This window comes from Streptomyces sp. 4N124 (genome assembly GCF_052245395.1).
Classification (GTDB): domain Bacteria; phylum Actinomycetota; class Actinomycetes; order Streptomycetales; family Streptomycetaceae; genus Streptomyces.
Map to the genome: position 1 here is coordinate 333020 of NZ_JBQQBS010000002.1, position 16070 is coordinate 349089.

16 protein-coding genes and 1 pseudogene are annotated in these 16070 nt (G+C 68.7%); 9 read left to right on the top strand and 8 right to left on the bottom strand.

Annotated features, from left to right (window positions below):
- Positions 1-19: 19 nt before the first annotated feature.
- On the bottom strand, positions 20-160 hold the full coding sequence (locus ACTWQO_RS03605) for a hypothetical protein (RefSeq protein WP_443235757.1): 141 nt from the start codon (positions 158-160) through the stop codon (positions 20-22).
- Positions 161-518: 358 nt separating this feature from the next.
- On the opposite strand from ACTWQO_RS03605, the gene ACTWQO_RS03610 reads away from it, so the two are divergent.
- Positions 519-890, top strand: coding sequence for a DUF1330 domain-containing protein (locus tag ACTWQO_RS03610; protein ID WP_443235708.1), 372 nt, complete (start codon positions 519-521; stop codon positions 888-890).
- A 33-nt stretch (positions 891-923) separates the two neighbouring features.
- Positions 924-1180 (top strand): annotated as a pseudogene (locus ACTWQO_RS03615) (IS1380 family transposase); the annotation flags it as partial.
- A 221-nt stretch (positions 1181-1401) separates the two neighbouring features.
- On the opposite strand, the gene ACTWQO_RS03620 reads toward ACTWQO_RS03615, so the two are convergent.
- Genes ACTWQO_RS03620 through ACTWQO_RS03640 form a run of 5 tightly spaced genes read right to left on the bottom strand, consistent with a single transcriptional unit; the run spans position 1402 to position 6436 of the window.
- On the bottom strand, positions 1402-2505 hold the full coding sequence (locus ACTWQO_RS03620; RefSeq protein ID WP_443235709.1) for a PDR/VanB family oxidoreductase: 1104 nt from the start codon (positions 2503-2505) through the stop codon (positions 1402-1404).
- A 32-nt stretch (positions 2506-2537) separates the two neighbouring features.
- Positions 2538-3449: a metal-dependent hydrolase gene (locus ACTWQO_RS03625; protein ID WP_443235710.1), complete on the bottom strand. Its 912-nt coding sequence runs from the start codon at positions 3447-3449 to the stop codon at positions 2538-2540.
- Between the two features lie 17 nt (positions 3450-3466).
- Entirely contained in the window at positions 3467-4384 is a 918-nt protein-coding gene (locus tag ACTWQO_RS03630; RefSeq protein WP_443235711.1) for an alpha/beta fold hydrolase, read from the bottom strand.
- On the bottom strand, positions 4381-5520 hold the full coding sequence (locus tag ACTWQO_RS03635) for a hypothetical protein (protein ID WP_443235712.1): 1140 nt from the start codon (positions 5518-5520) through the stop codon (positions 4381-4383). Before ACTWQO_RS03635 ends, ACTWQO_RS03630 begins: the two co-directional genes overlap by 4 nt.
- Before the next feature lie 4 nt (positions 5521-5524).
- Positions 5525-6436, bottom strand: a complete 912-nt coding sequence (locus ACTWQO_RS03640) for an SDR family oxidoreductase (protein ID WP_443235713.1) — start codon at positions 6434-6436, stop codon at positions 5525-5527.
- Positions 6437-6589: 153 nt separating this feature from the next.
- Here ACTWQO_RS03640 and ACTWQO_RS03645 point away from each other — a divergent pair, with 153 nt between their 5' ends.
- The 4 genes from ACTWQO_RS03645 to ACTWQO_RS03660 all read left to right on the top strand — a co-directional run bounded on the left by ACTWQO_RS03645 (position 6590) and on the right by ACTWQO_RS03660 (position 10424).
- A complete protein-coding gene (locus ACTWQO_RS03645; protein WP_443235714.1) occupies positions 6590-7231 on the top strand; it encodes a TetR/AcrR family transcriptional regulator in 642 nt (213 codons plus the stop codon).
- Positions 7232-7705: 474 nt separating this feature from the next.
- A complete protein-coding gene (locus ACTWQO_RS03650) occupies positions 7706-8518 on the top strand; it encodes an oxidoreductase (protein ID WP_443235715.1) in 813 nt (270 codons plus the stop codon).
- Between the two features lie 56 nt (positions 8519-8574).
- Entirely contained in the window at positions 8575-9093 is a 519-nt protein-coding gene (locus ACTWQO_RS03655) for a nuclear transport factor 2 family protein (protein WP_443235716.1), read from the top strand.
- A gap of 185 nt (positions 9094-9278) precedes the next feature.
- Positions 9279-10424 carry an L-dopachrome tautomerase-related protein gene (locus ACTWQO_RS03660; RefSeq protein ID WP_443235717.1) on the top strand — a complete coding sequence of 382 codons (1146 nt, stop codon included), beginning with the start codon at positions 9279-9281 and terminating at the stop codon, positions 10422-10424.
- A 127-nt stretch (positions 10425-10551) separates the two neighbouring features.
- Here ACTWQO_RS03660 and ACTWQO_RS03665 read toward each other — a convergent pair whose 3' ends face one another.
- Positions 10552-11187, bottom strand: coding sequence for a TetR/AcrR family transcriptional regulator (locus ACTWQO_RS03665; RefSeq protein WP_443235718.1), 636 nt, complete (start codon positions 11185-11187; stop codon positions 10552-10554).
- Positions 11188-11401: 214 nt separating this feature from the next.
- Here ACTWQO_RS03665 and ACTWQO_RS03670 point away from each other — a divergent pair, with 214 nt between their 5' ends.
- Positions 11402-13534, top strand: a complete 2133-nt coding sequence (locus tag ACTWQO_RS03670) for an MMPL family transporter (RefSeq protein WP_443235719.1) — start codon at positions 11402-11404, stop codon at positions 13532-13534.
- Positions 13535-13625: 91 nt separating this feature from the next.
- Here ACTWQO_RS03670 and ACTWQO_RS03675 read toward each other — a convergent pair whose 3' ends face one another.
- A complete protein-coding gene (locus ACTWQO_RS03675; protein WP_443235720.1) occupies positions 13626-14336 on the bottom strand; it encodes a MerR family transcriptional regulator in 711 nt (236 codons plus the stop codon).
- Positions 14337-14609: 273 nt separating this feature from the next.
- Here ACTWQO_RS03675 and ACTWQO_RS03680 point away from each other — a divergent pair, with 273 nt between their 5' ends.
- Positions 14610-15224, top strand: coding sequence for a DUF6230 family protein (locus ACTWQO_RS03680; RefSeq protein WP_443235721.1), 615 nt, complete (start codon positions 14610-14612; stop codon positions 15222-15224).
- Between the two features lie 117 nt (positions 15225-15341).
- Complete coding sequence (locus ACTWQO_RS03685; protein WP_443235722.1) at positions 15342-15833, top strand: DUF6114 domain-containing protein; 492 nt, start codon at positions 15342-15344, stop codon at positions 15831-15833.
- The last annotated feature ends 237 nt before the right edge of the window (positions 15834-16070 follow it).

Below are 16070 nucleotides of genomic sequence, written 5' to 3' on the forward strand. Positions count from 1 at the left end.
CTTGCAGCTACTCAACCTTTTAGAGGGTCTCGTTCGTTATTCGCTTGGAGAACAGTGACCAGCGCATCCAGGAGTTCCAGCAGGTCACCTGACCCTGGTCGAGGCCGGTGAAGCCCTCGCGCCGGCTGGGGCACCGGTTGGTCAAGACCACGATCGACATCTACGGACACCTCGTCCCCCGCGCCTGGCATCCCCACGCCTTCTTCGAGACTCTCCTGGCAGCGGAGGGGCGTCGGGTTTGAAGTTGTTCCGAGCGCACAGATGCTTGGCTCCCAGTCACCGAACGGCGCCCCTCCGCTCGGGACTTGCGCGCGAAAACCGATCGGTTTACGATGAGGGAACCGATCGGTTTCCCGTCGCGGAGGTGGGCGGGTCCCGAATCCCATTACTCAGGAGTGCGGATGACTTCCCCGCGCGACTCCGCTGGGTAACCGCCTAGTGCTCCAGTGCGGTTTCGTGATCTATTCGGCAGGTTTGTCGGCGGATCGCCGTCGGTGAGACCGGAAAGGGTATTGGCAATGAGTGCAAATTCACAAAAAAAGAAGTTTTACGCTCTGAATATGTTTGACGTGACCGACGTGGAGAAATACCTTGCGTATTTCAGCCGTTTGCCCGAAGTGGCTCCGCAATATGGCGGTCGAATGGTGGCGTTTGGCCGTTTCCGCGACAACGTAGCCGGTGACCTCGCGCCACGGCAGGTTCTGTTTCTCGTTGAATGGGATTCCGAAGAGGCGTTCAACACCTTCCGGGACGACCCGGACTTGGCCGACTTGCATCCGCTGCGGGAGAGCGGGGCGGCGTCCTATATCTGGCAGACGTTCGATGGTCTCGATATGAGTGACCCCGCCGACGTTTCGCTCGACGATGTACTGGCGGTGCTCAAGCCTTAGAAGCCGCGTCGCTGCGGAGCCGGATGAGCCACCGAGGTCACCGGCAGGCTCCTGGACGGCCGGCTCAAGGGCATGCGACTGATCGTCCGAGAGGAACGGCCTCATTCTGGCGCCCAGTTGAGGATCGCGGAAGTGGAGTGGTGCTCCGTCACCGGCTGGGGGCCCCGCTGGCCTGGATGCCCATGCTTGCCCTCACGGGCAAGGCCCGACGCTGGGAACCCCGCCGCCTGCGATTCCGCCTGTCCTCCGTGGCCGCCCAGCTCGTCACCACCGGTCGGCGCAGGCCGCTGGCCTGCCCACCATCAGCTCCGGAAAGCGCAAAGGTTCACCGACACCGACGGCAGTCCCTCACGAAAGATCGAGGCTGGCCTTGCTTGCAGTGGCGGCGTTGGTCAGAGGGACTGGTGCGGGCTCGGTCCGTTGTCGGAACACACCTCGGTGTCGGAACACACCTCGGTCACGCATGCGAGGGCGTCACGCGAGACGTCCTTGACGGGCGCTCGGCCATCGCTCACACATCCAGCACCAACCTCTCTCCTTCCGGTGCACGCGAGACGCAGGGCAGCATGGCGCCGGCCGCACGTTCGGTGGCGGTGAGCCGGCGGTCACGGTGATCGACATGGCCGTGGGCGACCCGTACCCGGCAGGTGCCGCAAAACCCTTGGCGGCAGGAGAACGGCAGGCCCGGCAGGGCCTCGTGGAGAACATCCAGGGCGGAGCGGTCGTACGGCACTGGCAGAACCCGGCCGGTGTCGCCCAGCTGAAGTTCGAAGGGACGGCCGTCCGTGATCGGGGCCGGGGCGAAACGCTCGAAGTGCAGGGCTGACGCGCGGCTCCCACCGAACGCGCGCCGAACGCCGTCGATCATGGGCGCGGGCCCGCAGCAGTACACCGCACCCGCCGCCGGGCCCAAGCTCAGGAGATCGGCTGCCTCGGGCACGCCGGACTCGTCGTCAGGACGGATGGAGACCCGGCCAGGGGCTGCGGCCGCGAGTTCGGCCAGCTCTGCCGCGAAGGGCATCGAGCCGCGGCTGCGGCCGGTGTGCACGAGCCTCCAGTCCAGCCCGCGGCGGGCGGCTTCCCGAGCCATCGGCAGGATCGGGGTGATTCCGATGCCGCCCGCGATGAGCAGGATGGATGCTTCGGCGGCGAAGGGGAAGGCGTTCCGGGGCCGCCCGGTGAAGGCGACCCGCATACCCTCTCCGAGGGCGTCGTGTACCTCGGCCGAACCGCCCTTGCCGTGGGCTGTGCGGCGCACCGCGATGCGGTACCGGTACCGGTCGGCAGGGTCGCCGCACAGGGAGTACTGCCGCTTGCGGCCGGAGGGCAGGCGCAGTTCGATGTGGGCGCCGGGCTGCCAGGGCGGGAGTGTTCCCCCGTCGGGTGCCGCCAGCCGCAGGGAGACGACGTCCTCGGCCTCTTGGTGCTTGGCGGCGACCACCAGTTCCCGGATCACGGGCGTCTCGGTGGCCGGCGGGCGCCTGGGAGGAGTGCCGCGCCGCGCGAGGCGCGTGACCGCGTTGTCGCTGAAAGCCGCCAGCTTCTGCATGAAGGAGTCGCCGCGCGGTCTGCCGTACAGGTCCGGCGGCCGGGTGACGGGTGTGCTGATGTCCATGGGATGCCTCACATGCCTCACTGGTTGCCGGGTCATCGGGCAGCCGCTCGGGCGGCAGGGGACGCCGCAAGGTAGGCGACCGCCTGCTGGGTCGAGCCCTCCTGGGTCGGGTGGTAGCCGGGGCGGAAGTAGCGCAGCACCGAGCGGGCGAACTCGCCCGGCCGGGGCAGCAGGTCCTTGCGGGCCGCGGCCAGGTAGTCGCGGAAGCGGACCTTGACCCGGTCGTCGAGTTCGGGGTCGGCGCTCATCAGGAAGCGGACTCCGCGGATCCATAGCCGGGTCAGCACCGGAGCGGTGACGAGCATGCCGACCACTCGGCGCCGGTACCGGGGATCGAGGTGCACCAGCAGGTCGAACGCGACCGAGCGGTGTTCGACCTCCTCCGCGCCGTGCCAGCGGAACAGATCGAGCATCGCGGGGTCCGCGCCGGCCTGGTCCAGGTGCCCGTTGCTGAGGATCCAGTGACCCATGTACGCGGTGAAGTGCTCGAAGGCCGCGATGAGGGCGAGCCGTTGGAGGAGGTGCGCGTGGGTGGCGGCCGGCGTCAGCTCCGGCCGGTCTCCGAGGACCCTCCGGAAGATCCATTCGGACTGCAGGGTGTACGGAGCCGGGTCAAGACCCTTGGCGAGCAGGTGCTCCAGGACCTCCTGGTGCGCCTCGGCGTGCATCGCTTCCTGGCCGATGAAGCCGCGTACGTCCGCGCGCAGCCGGTCATCGGTGATCAGCGGCAGTGCCTGCTCGAAGGTGCGCACGAACCAGCGTTCCAGCTCGGGGAGCATGAGGTGGAGCACGTCGAAGGTGTGGGTCGCGAAGGGCTCACCCGGCAGCCAGTGCAGCGGGGTGGCGCCCCAGTCGAAGGTGACGTCCCGGGGTTGCAGCACCAGGTCGTGGTGGTCGATGGGCTCGGACGGACGGTCCTGGTGGGCATGTGCGGCTCGGAACATGACAGGTTCCTTCTCCGTCAGTGGTCGGTGTGTGCGAAGGAGCCGTCCTCCACGCGGTCGGCGAATTCCGCGATCCGGGACGCGATCTCCTCGGGGTGGCTGAGCTGTACCCAGTGCCCGGCGTCGATGGGGCGCCGTTGTATCTGGCGCGTCCAGTGCTCCACTCCGTACGACAGCACCGGGGTGACGCAGAAGTCGCGGGTGGGGATGATGAGTTGGATCGGGACGGTGGTCGGCCGGTCCCGGGGACGCAGCAGGCGGGGCAGCATGTTGGCGCGGTACAGCGCGGTGCCGGACACGGCGTCGCGGGCCAGCGTCGGCGCGGGGTAGGGGGTGTGCCCGGGCATGCCTTGGGAGCCGGTGAGGAAGGTCCGCCAGCGGTGTCCCAGTGCTCTCCAGGTCAGGGCGGGCAGGAGCGGGAGGTGGAAGTAGGCGATGTACCAGGACCGTGCGGCCTGCCGCAGCAGTTTCGGCAGATCCGGATGCCGCGGCCGGAGGCGGGCCCGGATCAAGTGGCCGACGTGGTCCAGGCAGGGTCCGGAGATGGAAGTGAACGAGGCGATCCGCCCGGCCAGGCGGGTGCCGGTGACCGACTCCCAGGAGTGGATCGAGCCCCAGTCGTGTCCGACCAGGTGCACCGGGCGGTCGGGGCTCACGGCGTCGACAACCGCCTCCAGGTCGGCTTCCAGGCGGGACATCCGGTAGGCGCGCAAACCCCTGGGCCGGTCGGAGTCACCGGCTCCCCGTACGTCGAAGGCGGTGACGTGGAAGCGGTCGGCCAGGCGCTCGGCGACGGGGTGCCACACGGCGCTGGTGTCCGGATAGCCGTGGACCAGCACCACCGGAGGAGCCGTGGACGCTCCCCACTGGTAGGCGGCCAACTCCACGCCGTCCGCGGCGATCCGGCGGGCGGCCGGGGCGGCTGGGCCGGTCATCGGCCACCACCGGCAGGGGTCAGTTCGCCGTAGTTCAGACCGCCGTGGAAGAAGCTGGGCAGCACCGGCCACTGCCGCTTGAAGCGGGCCAGCTCCGAGGAGGGCAGGATCTGCAGCCAGCGCGGATCGCGCCGGCTGGGGTCGGCGAGGGTCTTCTCCTTGACCATGGAGTCGTACTGGTCGAGGGAGTCCTCCAGGGTGTTGGCGTTGGGCACCACCTCATGGCCGTAGAACGCGGCGTGGCGGCGCACGCCAGGGATGCGGGAGAGCTCGGGCTGCCAGTTGTCGGCCGAGATGCCGTTCTCGGAGGAGACCCACACCCCGTCGGGGGTGTTCAGCACCAGGGAGTGGTTTCCGTCCGTGTGGCCGGGGGTCCACAGCAGGCTGACGCCGACACCGAGTTCGACATCGCCGTCGAAGGCGGTGACGCGCTCGTCCGGTACTCCGTCCATGCCTCCCTCGACGTACCAGGCCCACTGCATCGGATGTATCGATTCGAAGGTGCCCAGCTCCCTGCGGTGCACCAGCAACCGGGCGCGCGGGAACAGAGCTTCGCGGGGCGCCCGTTCGCCGGGAACGGTGCTGGTACTTCCCATGATCATGCGCACGTCCTGGACGTGCAGGTGGTCGAAGCTGACGAAGTCCACGTCCTCGGGTCGCAGACCGCAGGAGGGCAGGACGGTGTTCGGGTCCTGGTAGTAGCGGGCGAAGACGTGCTCGGTGAGAAAGTCCCCCGCCAGACGCTTGAGCTGGGCGTAGAACGGCGCTTGAGCCGTTCCGGCGGCGACGGTCGGCTCCCACACCAGTGTTTTCGGCTCACCGTCGAAGCCGTCGAACTGCACGACGAGCATCCGGTTGACGATGCTCACGAACGGGTTGACGGCGAGCGCGGCGCCGTGGAAACCGAACCGGGTCGGGTACGGGGCGGCGGCGATGTCGAAACTGCGGACGGCGTGGATGCGGCCCTGCTGGACGAACCGCTCACGGTAGGCGGCCGCGGCGCCCCGCACGGCGCGCAGCCGGTCACCGCGGGGCCATACGTCGTGGACACCTTCGAATTCGGGGATGGGACGCGGAGCGGCGGCGTCCTGGGCCTTCTTCGCGCTGGGCGTCGCCGGCTTGGGCGTGGTGGTCACGGGCTCATCCTTCGGGCAGGCAGGCGGTACGGGTGCGCTGCTCGTAGGCCGCGCGGACCGACCGGTCGGACAGGGCGGCGAGCTGGTCGGGGACAAGGAGGCGATGCAGGGCGTCGCGGGCACGGCCCGGCAGCACCGCGGCCAACCGGGTCAGGGCGGCCACCTGGCGTGGAACGAAGACCTCGAACCGCGGGCGCAGCACGACGTCGAGCACCGCGTCGGCCACCTGATCCGTCGTCAGGCGCCGGGTGGGGCCGGTCGCGGTGCCCACGGCCAGCTCGGTGTCCACGACGCCGGGCATCACCAGGGACACGTGCACGCCGGTGCCGCGCAGTTCGGCGCGGACGGCTGTGCTGTAGCCGTGGACGGCGTGCTTCGTCGCCGCGTAGGTCGCCTCGCCGGGCGGGGCGACCTTGCTGGCGGCGGAGGCGATGTTCACCACGTGGCCGCGACCGCGTTTCCGCATCCCCGGGATCACGAGTTTCATCCCCCGCAGTACGCCGTGGACGTTGACGTCGAACTGGCGCAGGGCGGCTTCCTCCGGTTCCTCCTCGAAGGGGCCCACCCACATGATTCCGGCGTTGTTGATCAGTACGTCGATCGGCCCGAGCTGGGTCTCGACGGTGCGCAGGAAGTCTTCGAAGGAAGGCGTGTCGGTGACGTCGAGAGACAGCCCGAGCAGCCGGCCACCGGGACGCGCGCCGATGGCACCGGCCGTCTCCGTAGCGAGCTCCGCGTCGAGATCGCCGATCGCCACGGCGGCTCCGGCCGCGGCGAGCCGGGCTGCGACGGCACGCCCGATTCCGCGGCCCGCCCCGGTGACCGCGATGACTCGGCCGGCCAGCGGTTCTGTGCCGGGGAGTCTGTGGCGGTCTCTCCGGCTGGACGTATACGGGTATTTGGGCGGTGCTGCCACGGTCGAGCCCCTTTCTTGCCCTGAGCATGAGCGGAACGCCGAGCGGCAAGCGGCCCTCACACACATTCTGACACGATGCCATGTCAGATGAACTGACAAGCTAGAGTGTCAGTTCGGAGCACACCGGTGTCAACACCTCTGCGAAGGGGAGAAATGACCGGCACACAGACCGCCGGGCGGCGCTACGGCGGACGTGATGCGGCGCAACGGCAGCAGGAGCGCCGCACCCGCCTCATCCAGGCGGGCCTCGACCTGTTCGGCACAGCCGGATACGCCTCGGTCTCCGTCAAGCAGGTGTGCTCGCATGCCGGACTGACCGAGCGCTACTTCTACGAGTCGTTCCGCGACCGCGAAGACCTTCTCGCCGGGGTCTACAACGAGCTGATCGCTACGATCACAGCCGAAACCGCGCAGGCCGCAGCCGCTGCCGCACCTGATGTCGACGCCCAACTGCGCGCCGGCCTCGAGGTGTTCATCCGCACACTGGCCGGCGATGCCCGTATGGCCCGCGTGGTGCTCATCGAGGTCGTGGGCGCCAGCCCCCGCCTCGAAGTACGGCGCCGTGAGGTCCTCCACGAATTCGCCGCCATGGTCGCCGCCGTCGTCGCACCGCCCCCTGACCCGGAAGCCTCCTCCAGCCGGCTCGCCATGACCGCGATGAGCCTGGTCGGCGGAGTCAACGAACTCCTCGTGGACTGGACGCTCGGCCACCAGAACGCCACCGTCGAAGAACTGATCGACCTGTGCCACACCCTGTACATCGCGGCCTACCGGGCCATCAGCGATCAGCCCTGATCCCGCAGGCCCGGATGCCTTCAGGAGCTTTCCGCACCGGACGATAGCCCGTTCTTGTCGGTGCATCTGCATCCGAGGCGTTTCGGGGTGCGCCGAGATCGGCCGCGTGTAGCAGATCGCCGTTGGGCTGCCCATGGAGCGGGAGGCCCGCTCGTGCCCCCCGTCCTGTTGCCCCTAAGTACGGCTGCGTGACATCGGCATGCTTGGCAATCGCCTCGGCGTAGGTGCGGTACTAGCCCTTGAACGCGAACTCGACGATCACAGCGCGGGGATGACGCTCTCGCGGCTCTCCCGCCTGCTCATCCGGCCCGTGCCGCCATACAGGCGGGCGCCGGTCGGCTCAGCCTGAAGCCGGCCGGTGACTCATACCCGGGATCAGTTTTCCTCTTTGAGCTTGTGCGCTGGAAACCGATCGGTTTACAGTGAGGGCGAGGCGAAACCGATCGGTTTCCCAGATGAGTTCGGGAGTGCGTGATGACGACAAACCGGCCGGTGGCCCTCGTGACGGGTGCCTCCTCCGGCATCGGCAAGCAGACCGCGCTCGCGCTGGTCGCAGCGGGTTTCGAGGTGGCCGGCACGGGCCGCGACACCTCGCGTGTCACCCCGCTCCAGGGGGTGACGTTCTTCGACCTCGACGTGGTAAGTGACAAGTCGGTCACCACCGTGGTCCAGCAGGTGATCGAACGGTTCGGGCGGATCGACGTCCTGGTCAACAACGCCGGCATCGGCGCAATCGGTGCGGCCGAGGAAACCTCCCTCGCGCAGGCCCAGGGCGTCTTCGACATCAACGTCTTCGGGGTCATGCGCATGGTGAAGGAGGTCCTGCCGCACATGCGTGCCCGGGGGCGCGGCCGCATCATCAACCTCTCGTCGGTGCAGGGCTTCATCCCCGCTCCCTACATGGCCGTCTACGGCGCGTCCAAGCACGCCATCGAGGGCTACTCCCAGTCCCTGGACCACGAGGTCCGGCAGTACGGCGTCCGCTCGCTCCTCGTCGAACCCGCCTACACCAACACCGGATTCGAGGCCAACAGCGCCAAGCCCGACGCCCCCGTGCAGACCTACGCCGACCAGCGGCACGTCTTCGACCGCCTGATGGCGGAGGCGATCAAGGCCGGTGACGATCCCGCCGTGGCCGCCAAGGCGATCGTCATGGCCGCCACCGACACCAAGCCGAAACTGCGCTACGCCGCCGGCCCCATGGCCGGACGCGCACGCATGCTCCGCTTCGTTCCCGCCTGGGTCCTGGACAAGCAGATCCGCAACATGAACAAGCTCACCGGCTGACCCCCACCCCCCCGCCACCCGCAACCCCATCGCGCCGCCGATACCGGGAGAGACCCATGTCCGAGACCTTGCACTCCGCCGCCGCTACCGTCGCGAACTGGCGCTCCGCCGAGGAACGCGGTGACGTCGACGCCGCGGTCGCGTGCCTGAGCCCGGACGTCGTGCTCAGCTCGCCGCTCACCGACCAGTTCCCCTTCGAGGGATCTGACCAGCTGCGCGACTTCCTGACCGTGGCGTTCGCGGCGGTCAAGGACGTCCGGTACCACACCCAGACCGGCGAGGGCGACACGTACGCCCTGGTCTACCGGGCGCGGGTGGGTTCCCAGTCGTTCGAGGAGGTGCAGATGCTGAGGCTCGACGACGAGGCACGCATCAAGGAGATCACGCTCTTCGGGCGTCCGATGCCGGCCCTCACCGCCCTGATGCACCTCATGGGTCCGGCGCTCGCTCGCCAGCAGGGCCGCCGGGGCCTTGCGACGCTCATGAGCGTCAGCACCGTACCCATTCACGCGATGGTTTCCTCGGGGGACCGCAGCATGGTCGCGAAGACCCGCCCGGCAGCCCGGCGGACCTGAGAGCACCAGGTCCACCGGCCGTTTGACCCCTCCCCTTCCAAGAGTTGGCGGTAGCCGCAGGCGATGTCCTCGGCGGACAGCGCTGCTCAAGGCGGCGGCCTCCACCGGCCAATCCCCGCGCGCACCGAGGCGATGCGGCAACTGACCGCGCCCTCCGACGACTTGACCCAGCAGGAGACGCTCGCATGAAACGACGTACGTTCCTTACGGCGACCACCGCATCGCTGGCCGCCACCCAACTCGCCGGACCCGCCTACGCCGCCGGTTCAACAGCCAAAAACTACGAGGTCGTCGCCCGTTTCTGGGGCGCGATGCCGACGGGTGTCACCGTCTCGCGCCGTGGCCGCATCTTCGTCAACTTCCCCCGCTGGGGCGACGACGTCCCGTTCACCGTCGCCGAACTGCGGGGCGGGAAGCCGGTCGCCTATCCCGACGCCGAGGTGAACCGTCAGGACGCCTCCGACCTGGCCGGGCACTTCCAGTCGGTGCAGAGCGTCGTCGTGGACCCGGCCGACCGGCTGTGGATCCTCGACACCGGAAGCCCGCTGTTCGCCGGGTCCTCCTACGGCGGCCCGAAGCTCGTGGCGGTCGACCTGCGCACCGACCGCATCGTACGGAAGATCCTCTTCCCGCCCGACGTGGTGCCGGCGAACAGCTACCCCAACGACGTGCGCTTCGACCTGCGGCGCGGCGCCGAGGGCATGGCGTTCATCACCGACTCGGGCGGCTCCAACGGGATAATCGTGGTCGACCTCGCCACGGGCCGCTCCTGGCGGCGACTGGCCGGACATCCCTCGGCGCTCGCGGACCAGCAGTTCCTTCCGGTCATCGAGGGCGAGCCCTTCATGGTCCGCCCCGCGGGCGGCGAACCCACGCACTACGAGACCGGCTCCGACGGCATCGCTCTCAGCGCCGACGGCACGCGCCTCTACTACTGCCCGCTGTCCAGCCGCCGGCTGCACAGCGTGTCCACCGACGCCCTCGCCGATCCGGACGCCACGGAGGCCGAGGTGGCGGCGACGGTCGAGGACCTGGGGTTCAAGCCGATGGCCGACGGCCTGGAGAGCGACGACAAGGGACGGCTCTACGGCGGCGACCTGGAACACAACGCGATCTGGCGCAGGAGCCCGAACGGCACCTACCGGACCCTCGCCCAGAGCAGCGACCTGCTCTGGGTCGACACCCTGTCCGTCGCCTCGGACCGGCACCTGTACGCCATCGCCAACCAGCTCAACCGGCTGTCGCCCTTCCACGAGGGCAAGGACCTGCGCCGCAAGCCCTATCTCCTGGTCCGCCTGCCGATCGACGCCGGGCCGGTCAGGCTCGTGTGACCTCTCCGGCCCGCGTCAGGCGGCCGCCTGGTCGCTGGATCAGTGCGCCCCCCAGCCGGGCAGCGAGCAACCCGAAAGGGTCCCGCTGAACCGTACGTTCAGGCCCGGAGCGGTACCGGCTCCGGGCTCACGGCACGTCCGCGAATCCCTGAACCTTCCCCTCGCTCTCTCGCCACCCCGCCACCAGTACCCCCAGGGCTCGCTCATAGCAGTCGGCGACCGCGAGCCCGGGCGGCTCGTTCCCCGACAGCACCAGGGACACCAGGCCATGGGCCGTTCCCCAGACCGACAGCGCGATGACCTCCGGGTCTGACTCCGGACTGAACTGCCCTGCCTGCTGTCCGCGCCGCACGGCCTCGACGAGGGGCCGGTAGGTCTCGATGGCCTCAGGCGGCCTCTCCGACTCCGACTCGGACGGGCACTGGACGCTGCGGTCGGAGAAGAGGATCGCGTAGAGGTGCGGATTGGCGATGGCGTATTCGCGATAGACGAGCCCAAGTCGGATCACGTCGCCGGCCGGGTCGTCCGTCGGACGGATGGCCGCCAGGCGTGCGACGAAGAGCCGCGCCGCCTCCTCGTACAGGCTCCTGAGCAGGCCCGCCTTGTTGCCGAACAGCGAGTAGACCGCCGTGGTCGAGGTCTTCACGTCCGCAGCGAGCTGTCGCAGGCTCAGCGCGGCAGTGCCACGGTCGAAGACCGTGGCGGCCGCGCGATGCAGGAGCCGGAGCCGGAGTGCTTCGTCATGTGTCTTGAGCCTGGCCATGAAGCCATCGTATGACAACACCGTTACGAATGCTTTCCGGCGTCTCATGCTCTGCGAATGAGAGGTGCGCAACAGTGTTACGGCGAGCAATAAAAACACTGTTACGGTTCGTTCGGCGCCGACCTGTAGGCGGTCCTGCCCGGCGCCGACTGACGATCTAGGAGAAGTCATGTTTGAGGGGTTGGGGCGTCTACTCCACCGCAGGCGAAAGCCGGTGCTGATACTGACCATGCTGTTCGCCGTCCTGTCCGGCGCCTACGGTGCCGGAGTCTTCGGCTCCCTGACACCGCTCGGCTTCCAGGACCCCGGTTCGGACAGCGTGCGCGCGGCCCGCATCGCCGAGAAGGCGTTCCCGCAGCGGACACCCGACGCGGTGATCGTCTACCGCGACAAGGACCGCACCGTCGACGACCCGTCCTTCCAGCAGGCGGTCGTGGGGCAGTTGGAGTCCCTGCCGAAGTCGGAGGTGACCGGCTACCTGGACTTCTGGACGACCAGGATGCCGACGCAGGTCAGTCACGACCGGCACGCCACCTACGTCGCCCTGAACCTCCACGGCAGCAGTGAGAAGGCCAAGGAGGACGCGTACGAGGCGGTCAAGGACAAGATCCCGGCACCCGGCCTTCAGACCCTGCAGGGCGGAACGGTGCCCACCGGCCACCAGGCCAGTGAGAAGATCGAACACGACCTGAGAACCGCGGAAATCATCTCGGCCCCCGTGCTCTTCCTGCTCCTGCTGATTGTGTTCGGCGGTCTGACCGCGGCCTTCCTCCCGCTGCTCGTCGGCGTGCTCTCCATCCTCGGTTCGATGGCCGTCCTGCGGATCATCGCGAACATCACCGACGTGTCCGTGTTCTCCATGAGCCTGGTCACGATCCTGGGCCTCGCGGTCGCCATCGACTACGGCCTGCTGATCGTCAGCCGCTACCGCGAGGAACTGGCGGCCGGCTACACCGGCGAAGCGGCGATCGGGCGCACCCTCGCCACGGCCGGGCGCACCGTGATGGTCTCCGGCGTCACGGTCGCGGCGGCGCTGGCCGGGCTGACCCTCTTCCCGTCGACATTCCTGAAGTCGATGTCGTACGGCGGCGTGGCAGCCGTCCTGCTGGCGGTGCTCTTCTCGCTGGTCGCGCTGCCCGCGCTGCTCGCCGTCATGGGACCGAAGGTCAACGCCTTCCCGCTGCGCTGCAAGAAGGCAGGGCGGCCGACGGCGGCGGGCGAGGGTACCTGGTACAGGTTCGGGCACGGCCTGATGCGGCGGCGATGGGTCGTGGTGGTGGGCGCGGTGGGCCTGCTGCTGACGCTCGCCCTGCCGTTCTCCAAGATCGAGTTCGGCTCCATCAACGCGCAGCAGCTGCCAAGCAGTTCCGAGGGCCGCCAGGTCTTCAACGCCATGGAGCACGACTTCGACGGCGACGCGGTGAAGTCGATCGACTCGCTGCTCGAGCTGAAGTCCGACGGGACCTCGAAGGAGCAGGGCGCGGCGCTCCAGGCGTACGCCGAGCGGCTCGGCGCCACCGAGGGCGCCACGAGCGCCCGGATCACCGGAGTCGAGGGCACCACGGCTCGGGTGTCGGTCACCTATGACGGCAACCCCATCTCGACCCACGCGCGCGACCTGGTGAACCGGCTCAAGGACGTCCCCGAACCGCCGAGCGCCCGGGCCTACTTCGGCGGCGAGTCGGCGGTCTACGACGACACTCTGGACGCACTGGGCGAGACCCTGCCGTGGATGCTGCTCTACATCGCGGTGATGACGTACCTCCTGCTGTTCCTCGCGTTCGGCTCGGTGCTGCTGCCGCTGAAGGCGATCGCGATGAACATGCTGTCGCTGACCGCGACCTTCGGCGTCCTGGTCTGGATCTTCCAGGACGGCCATCTGCACAACCTGCTCGGCTTCGATCCGACGGGCAACATCGAACCCAACATGCCGATCATGCTGTTCGCGCTGATCTTCGGACTCTCCATGGACTACGAGGTCTTCCTGGTGTCCCGGATGCGGGAGCAGTACGACAAGCAGGGCGACAGCACGGAAGCCGTGGCGACCGGGCTTCAGTCCATCGGCCGCCTGGTCGTGAGCGCGGCGCTGCTGATGTGCGTGCCGCTCGCGGCGATCGGGATGAGCGACGTGCTGACCATCAAGCTCTTCGGCGTCGGCATGGTGTTCGCGGTCCTGGTGGACGTGCTGGTGGTGCGCATCCTGCTGGGAACGGCCGTCATGAGACTGCTGGGCAGAGCGGCCTGGTGGGCTCCGGGCCCGCTGGCCCGCTTCTACGACCGGTTCGGCATCAAGGAGACCGACATGCCGGAGGACACCGACGAGCGGGTCCTCGTCGCCACGCGCTGAGCCCTCCCGAGAGGCCGAAGTGCCTTCACCCGGGGCACTTCGGCCCTCGCTGCCGTCGCGAGCGGGGTGTCGGCGGCGCAGTGCCGGGGACTCACTTCTCCGGATGCTCGCCCCGCTCGCACGCACGACGATCATGGCGACGGTGGTTCGCGTCCTCCTGGGCCAGGCGCCGTAGCAGCCTGACGACCGGCTCGAACAGCACGGTGAGGACCACCGCCCGCTCGGCGAGGGCGATGCGGTCCTCGATCCCCTCGAACTGCGCGAAGTCCAAATCGGCGGTGGAGGTGGCGAGCCGTGCGTAGGGGATGAGGTCGTCGGCCGTGTAGTCGGTGCCGAGGCGGCTCAGCGCGGCGAGACTTTCGGCGAGTGCGGGGCGGTGCGGTGACGCGTCGGAGATCCGCCAGCCCATGGTCTCGATGAGTGCCTGGACCCTCGCGGCGGCTGCGCCCGGTACGGCCTCGTCGGCGGCGCTCTCCGCTCCGGGACCGTCCTCGTTGTCCGCGCCGCCCTTCCCGTTCGTTTCTGCGGAGGGCACGGGCAGAGCGTGGTGGACGACGCCCAGGGTCTCGAACGCATCCAGTGGACGGTCGACGGCTTCGAGCACTTCACGGGTGCGGGCGACGGAGAGCCCGCCGAGCTGGATGAGGGAACGGATCAGACGGAGCCGCTGGATGTGCTCCTCGTCGTACTCGACCGTGGTCGGGTTCAGCGCGCGCCCCTCGGGGAGCAGCCCTTCCCGTCGGTAGTACTTGATGGTCGCCACCGGCACCCCGGACCGTCGGCTGAGCTCTGAAATCCTCATGCGCTCCCTCACGCTCAACTGTCCCTCCAGTATCGCGTTACCGGGGGTTGCCCCATCGAGCTCGATAGTGCCACTATCGGGTACTCGGTAGTAACACTATCGAGTGCTTCTTCGGTGTGCCCACTTCTTCGTGTGCGTGGACGACATGCGCCCGCGGAAGCCGCCTGCACCGCCGCGGCCACACCCAGCCGTAGTTCTTCCCCCGCGCCGGTCCCCGGCCAGTCAGTTCTGGGTCCGGTCGTCTCGTACGCCTCGACAACGGAGAACCACACCATGTCCCAGCGCATCGGCAAGACCCACTGGAAGCGCTTCGCCGTCGGCGCGGTGCCGACGGTGGCCGCCACGGCGGCGGTCGCCGTCTCCATGGCACAGGGCGCACTGGCCGCTTCGTTCAGCATCTCCGGTTCCGACTTCCAGGTCTCGGCCGGCAAGTTGAGCGGCTCCGGATTCGGCAACTACGCCACGGTGGACGTCGCCAAGAACGGCAAGCGCGTGCCCGTCTCCGTGTCGTCCATCAAGAACGCGACGATCGTCGACATGTGCCAGTCCGTGCCGGTGGACCTACCCGTGCTCGGGACCTACACAATGACGCTGAAGGCGGGCGGGTCGGGTACGCCGGTCAAGGCCAAGGACCTGTACATCGACATGACCGACCTCCAGGCCAAGAAGGGCACCTTCACCAACGTCGACATCGGCGTCGCGACCGGTGCCATGACCAAGGGTCAGGTCAACCCGAAGGACAAGGTCGATCCCAACGGCTATGCGCAGCAGGCGAATTCGGTCGAGATCATCGATGCCCACCAGAAGGTCTGGGCCAGTTCCGCGGGCACGTTCGAACTGTCGGGCCTGCACATGAACATCGCGGCCGGCCGCCACGACTGCTTCTGACCTCGCCCCCGCCCTCCAGTCACCCGTGCGCGCAAGCGACCGGCGACTGCTCAGGGGCGGCAGTGCTCCACCGTCCTCGCGGACACCCCCACCCACTCACGACTTGGGAACTGCCACATGACGAGTGCAGGCGCACCCGCGCACCCCCACAGTGACAGCGGCTTCGCCCGCGCTCGCCGGGACTTCCGGGCCTGGCGGCGCACCCGCCCCTTCTGGGCGGGTCTGCTGGTGCTCCTTGCCGCTGCGCCCATCATCTACTTCCCGTATTTCAACCTTTCGCTGGGCGCCTTGTCCGTGGCGATGTCCACCACCGCGGGGGCCGGGTCCCTGGTCATCGGCCTGACGCTGATCGTCCTTGGCGGACTCCTCTGGTTCCAGCCGATCATCAGGTTCTTCGCCGGCTGCGTCGCGGTGTTCCTCGGCGTGCTGTCGCTTCCCATCTCCAACTTCGGCGGCTTCTTCGTCGGCACACTGCTCGCGGCGGGGGGCGGACTCCTGGCTCTGGCGTGGGGCCCGGTGGACGGGGGCGGACACCCGGAGGACATACCCGACGGCGCCGAGGGGCCGTCAGCCGCCGTCAGCCGGGCGGGAGGACAGGGGAGTGAGTGACCAGTCGCCCGACACCCGCGGCGAGGCCGCAGCCCCTCGATTCGCTCGACCACCGAGGGGCCGGCACGCCATCCCCCGTACATCCGCGCTGACGCGTCTGCGTCTGCCGGTCGGGAGGGCTCTCGCGCTGACCGCGCTGCCGACCGCCCTCATCCTGGGAAGTCAACGCCTGCCCGAGTCCGCGGACACGAGCGCCACCGCGGCGCTCTCCGCTTCCGAAGAGGGGTCAGGCGCGCC

Coding starts and splice junctions, on each gene's coding strand:
- ACTWQO_RS03655 (WP_443235716.1), top strand. CDS start 8,575: ATGTCCGAGACCTTGCACTCCGCCGCCGCTACCGTCGCGAACTGGCGC.
- ACTWQO_RS03645 (WP_443235714.1), top strand. CDS start 6,590: ATGACCGGCACACAGACCGCCGGGCGGCGCTACGGCGGACGTGATGCG.
- ACTWQO_RS03665 (WP_443235718.1), bottom strand. CDS start 11,187: ATGGCCAGGCTCAAGACACATGACGAAGCACTCCGGCTCCGGCTCCTG.
- ACTWQO_RS03620 (WP_443235709.1), bottom strand. CDS start 2,505: ATGGACATCAGCACACCCGTCACCCGGCCGCCGGACCTGTACGGCAGA.
- ACTWQO_RS03630 (WP_443235711.1), bottom strand. CDS start 4,384: ATGACCGGCCCAGCCGCCCCGGCCGCCCGCCGGATCGCCGCGGACGGC.
- ACTWQO_RS03680 (WP_443235721.1), top strand. CDS start 14,610: ATGTCCCAGCGCATCGGCAAGACCCACTGGAAGCGCTTCGCCGTCGGC.
- ACTWQO_RS03610 (WP_443235708.1), top strand. CDS start 519: ATGAGTGCAAATTCACAAAAAAAGAAGTTTTACGCTCTGAATATGTTT.
- ACTWQO_RS03650 (WP_443235715.1), top strand. CDS start 7,706: ATGACGACAAACCGGCCGGTGGCCCTCGTGACGGGTGCCTCCTCCGGC.
- ACTWQO_RS03605 (WP_443235757.1), bottom strand. CDS start 160: ATGTCGATCGTGGTCTTGACCAACCGGTGCCCCAGCCGGCGCGAGGGC.
- ACTWQO_RS03675 (WP_443235720.1), bottom strand. CDS start 14,336: ATGAGGATTTCAGAGCTCAGCCGACGGTCCGGGGTGCCGGTGGCGACC.
- ACTWQO_RS03660 (WP_443235717.1), top strand. CDS start 9,279: ATGAAACGACGTACGTTCCTTACGGCGACCACCGCATCGCTGGCCGCC.
- ACTWQO_RS03625 (WP_443235710.1), bottom strand. CDS start 3,449: ATGTTCCGAGCCGCACATGCCCACCAGGACCGTCCGTCCGAGCCCATC.
- ACTWQO_RS03685 (WP_443235722.1), top strand. CDS start 15,342: ATGACGAGTGCAGGCGCACCCGCGCACCCCCACAGTGACAGCGGCTTC.